Origin of the sequence: Leptolyngbya sp. FACHB-711, from assembly GCF_014695615.1 — a bacterium.
Lineage (GTDB): Bacteria > Cyanobacteriota > Cyanobacteriia > Elainellales > Elainellaceae > Leptolyngbya_A.
The window spans coordinates 1-3,358 of the sequence record NZ_JACJOR010000554.1; the positions used below are offsets into that span (position 1 = coordinate 1).

The following is a 3,358-nucleotide window of genomic DNA, read 5'->3' on the forward strand; positions in this document are numbered from 1 at the left end:
CACAAGGCAGTCAGACTATTAGGACTAATAATTTCTAACCTTGCAGGTGAAGCCCAAGAACGATACATTCAACTTTGCCTGAACGTTTAGTGGAACTACCTGCGTAAGGTTACTTCATGCCCGTAGTTACTAGCCTTCCTCTGCTCAACCAGCAAAAACACCTCAGTACCTTGAGCTCCAATCTGAAACCGTCGTCTTAAAGTCTCTGTCCTTTGTAAATTGCTGGAATGGCGATCGTCATCAACATCACTAGATTGGCAGCCCAGAACAGGACAACAACCGCAAAGCCGATCAACGTTAAACCGGATAACGCTAATCCAGTGAATCCATCCCCTAATTGCCATAACCGAAAAGCCGTGTAGCAGAAGCCAATGGGCACTACGACACTCCCAACGAGCCACTGGCTGAACACCCGCTCAGAAATTAGCTGCACCGCAACAACTAGGAGGTAACTGCTCCAGAAGCTCACTGAATCGGGCTGTCCCCAAGCCTGAGCAAGGAGGACGATCGGCAATAGAACGCCAGCCACTAACGCTAACTTGACCCACCCTTTCAGAAATGACCATTGCGGTTCACTGAATCCAATGTCTGCTGAGAAGGGCAGGCGTTGTGCTTGCACACCCCAGCCATAACCTGTTGCAAGACTGGTGATGACCAGGATGAAAAGCATGATCGTGAGTCCATCATTCGCTGTCATAACTGTTTCTTGTGTGAACTTTCAGCGTCATCTTTCGGTCTGCTTTAAAACTAACTTCATTCTCATGCTTTGCGAATCGCGACGGTGTAGGACAATCGCTGCCTCGCCTCTCGTTATGTTTTGGCAATCCGGAAGTCCAGATCGCAGTAAAGATGCTCCAATTGGGGTGTGGCTTGGAGAATTTTTTCGACCTTTTTCGCGGTCGATAGGTCAAAGTTCTTCAGCTTTGCCAACTTCGGAGCGGCAAGGGCCTTTTGGAACCAGGCATCTGCCACATTGAAGTGGACCCGAAAAACTGGACAGGTGGCTAAGCTCTGAACGATTGACTCATGATAGAGGTAGTTCATGGCAAACAAACGCAAACAATACAACGCTCAATTCAAAGCTAAAGTCGCCCTTGCCGCAATTCGGGGTGAGAAAACAGTAGCAGAATTGGCAAGCCAGTATGAGGTCCATCCGACGATGATCAACAACTGGAAGCGGCAACTGCTAGAGGGAGCGAGCAATGTCTTCGAGTCAAGCAGTTCCGCCGTCTCTGCTCAAAGCGACCAACAGGCACAAATTGATGAACTCTATCGGCAAATCGGGCAACTGAAGGTAGAACGGGATTTTTTAGCCAATAGGTCAGCACAGTTGGGCTTGAAGCTCGAAAAGCCTTGGTGATGGCTGACCATTCTCACTTAGGCATTGTGCAGCAATGTCAATTGCTCAAGCTGGCGCGGTCCAGTCTGTACTATCAGCTCAAAGTTCGACTACATCGCAAAACATTGTGTTATTCCAAGTCAGAAGAAATGCTGACACATTCAATCCGCTTGTTACTTCACTACTTAAGATTTTGGGATGTCCCAATTCCTACTTGATTCCTCCCTCTATTCAGCAACGCCGCTTTTCTGTTGGTTTAGCTGAGCTTGGGCCGGAAGTAGCCCCATCTCTTTTTTAAACTGATAAAGATCATGCTCCCTCTCCAGCAATTGAAAGTGGCTATCGAGTTGAGCGAAACTGGTAATAGATGTCTTTGAGCGAACTTGATGGTCAGGATCAACGTTGACCTGCTGTTTCAATTCTTCCAGTTCACACTGCACCTCATAATCTCTCCAGGCTTGCTCATAACAATCGATAATCGGAGAGCCATGACCACGACCACTGAGGCTGTCGAGGACCAATAAAGCCCCGACGACTGGCAGGGCATTCATAATGAATAGTCCAGCTTTCATACTGCCCAGTCCTATCCAAGCAGCAGTTGCACTGGCATGGGCTGCTCCATGCAATGTTCCGATCGCCGTCCCAGTTTTCGCAATTCCAATCGCACTCGCTGCAGTATTGATAATGGGATTGCTGAGGATAAACGCGGTTCCAACAGCCGTTTCCTTTTGCATGGCTTATTTTTCTCCAGTCTTTAGTTTACTGTTGGACGATCGGCTCAGGTATAAGAATTAACTCAGTGCTCACACCCTTTCAATTCTGCACGGTAGGATAGGTCGCGGCAATAAATCTTTTATTAAGCGATAGAGATTAAGTACTGCTATGTCTGAACTATAACTAAGTGGCAATTAACTTTCGTCACTGCTAGACCACTACTGTCCAAGCACTTTGTTATCCCCTGCTGCTCAAATAATCCATAGTTCTAAAGCTTTAGTAGAAAGGATTTAGGAAGTCCTCACATTTCGAGGAGAATATTCCGTAGTTCTTGGGTGCGCCTAGTGAATGATGGGCACAATGTAACTGCTCAAGCACTTCTGTTCCTCCTGCCGTTCCAGATCGATCGCATCCGTGGGCAGCGGCTAGTTCATCGGATAGCCGTTGCTTCGGCGCAGCCAACCGTAGAACGATCGCAGCGTATTCAGCACATGATTAATCGAGGTTGCCTTCAGCCCCTTACTCTTCAACTCCCGCCGATACTTGCCAATATCACTGGGTGTCACATCGAGCCAGGATTTGTCGCACCACGCCGCGAAGCGGATCAGTTGTTCGCGATAAGTGCGCTGGGTATTCTCCGCCTTTCCCGTCTGGCGCAGGAACTCCTCGATCTGCCAGTGACGTAAATCTGGAGGTTCAGATCGCCGAGGTTCCTCCTTGCCGCTCTCAAGGGGCACGATCACGATCGGGAGAACAGGGTCACTGGGAGAATCAGTCACCGTCGATCGTCAAGTTATTTCAGTTTTAGGTCAAGATAACTTCACTAACATCGCCCCGGAACAGCAGGAGGTGACGAGAAAGCTAGATTCTTCCAGTATTGAGTAGATCAGGAGGAGTTATCAGGAGAAGTTAAGCTAACACCTCTGCCGTTGTCGTTCCACTTCCAGACAAGGACTGACCGTCTTGTTCTGTCGCTTCAATTGCAAATCGACAGGATTGTAGAATCAGATCCACTTGGGCGATCGTTAATTCTGTCTTTGGCTTTCTGGTGATTTTGTCAATCAGAGATCTAATTGACAGAGTCCCGCAAGCTTCTTCCCCTAACGTCCCTCATTGATAAGTTTTCCTTAAGCTCTCCTAGCTTAAGGATCTGCATGAACAGAGGAATGAACATTTGAGGTGGATACATTAGACTTGTCGGGAAATAAGCAAGAATAGAAGGCAGAAATGGGATAAGCAAATGCTGGATATTGAACGGGTGCTGACACAAGACCGCTTGCTGCGCGCTTTAACTGGCTTGAATCG

The 3,358-nt window shown here is 47.9% G+C and carries 5 protein-coding genes and 1 pseudogene; 2 read left to right on the forward strand and 4 right to left on the reverse strand.

The window, feature by feature from the left end; all coding sequences use genetic code 11:
* Positions 1–196 precede the first annotated feature (196 nt).
* A complete protein-coding gene (locus tag H6F80_RS27555; RefSeq protein ID WP_190794717.1) occupies positions 197–697 on the reverse strand; it encodes a hypothetical protein in 501 nt (166 codons plus the stop codon).
* A 113-nt stretch (positions 698–810) separates the two neighbouring features.
* Positions 811–1,044 (reverse strand): hypothetical protein, encoded by a 234-nt coding sequence (locus H6F80_RS27560; RefSeq protein ID WP_190794718.1) that lies wholly within the window; start codon positions 1,042–1,044, stop codon positions 811–813.
* Here H6F80_RS27560 and H6F80_RS27565 point away from each other — a divergent pair.
* Both H6F80_RS27565 and H6F80_RS27570 read left to right on the forward strand, forming a co-directional pair.
* The gene (locus H6F80_RS27565; RefSeq protein WP_190794719.1) at positions 1,043–1,360 is read left to right on the forward strand and encodes a transposase; all 318 of its coding nucleotides are present in this window, start codon (positions 1,043–1,045) and stop codon (positions 1,358–1,360) included. The two genes, H6F80_RS27560 and H6F80_RS27565, sit on opposite strands and share 2 nt — an antisense overlap.
* Positions 1,361–1,446: 86 nt before the next feature.
* Positions 1,447–1,557: pseudogene (locus H6F80_RS27570) on the forward strand (IS1 family transposase); the annotation flags it as partial.
* 9 nt (positions 1,558–1,566) lie between these two features.
* Here the strand turns inward: H6F80_RS27570 and H6F80_RS27575 are convergent.
* Both H6F80_RS27575 and H6F80_RS27580 read right to left on the reverse strand, forming a co-directional pair.
* Complete coding sequence (locus H6F80_RS27575) at positions 1,567–2,073, reverse strand: hypothetical protein (RefSeq protein ID WP_190794720.1); 507 nt, start codon at positions 2,071–2,073, stop codon at positions 1,567–1,569.
* Positions 2,074–2,478: 405 nt separating this feature from the next.
* Positions 2,479–2,832, reverse strand: a complete 354-nt coding sequence (locus H6F80_RS27580; RefSeq protein WP_190794721.1) for a site-specific integrase — start codon at positions 2,830–2,832, stop codon at positions 2,479–2,481.
* Positions 2,833–3,358: the final 526 nt, after the last annotated feature.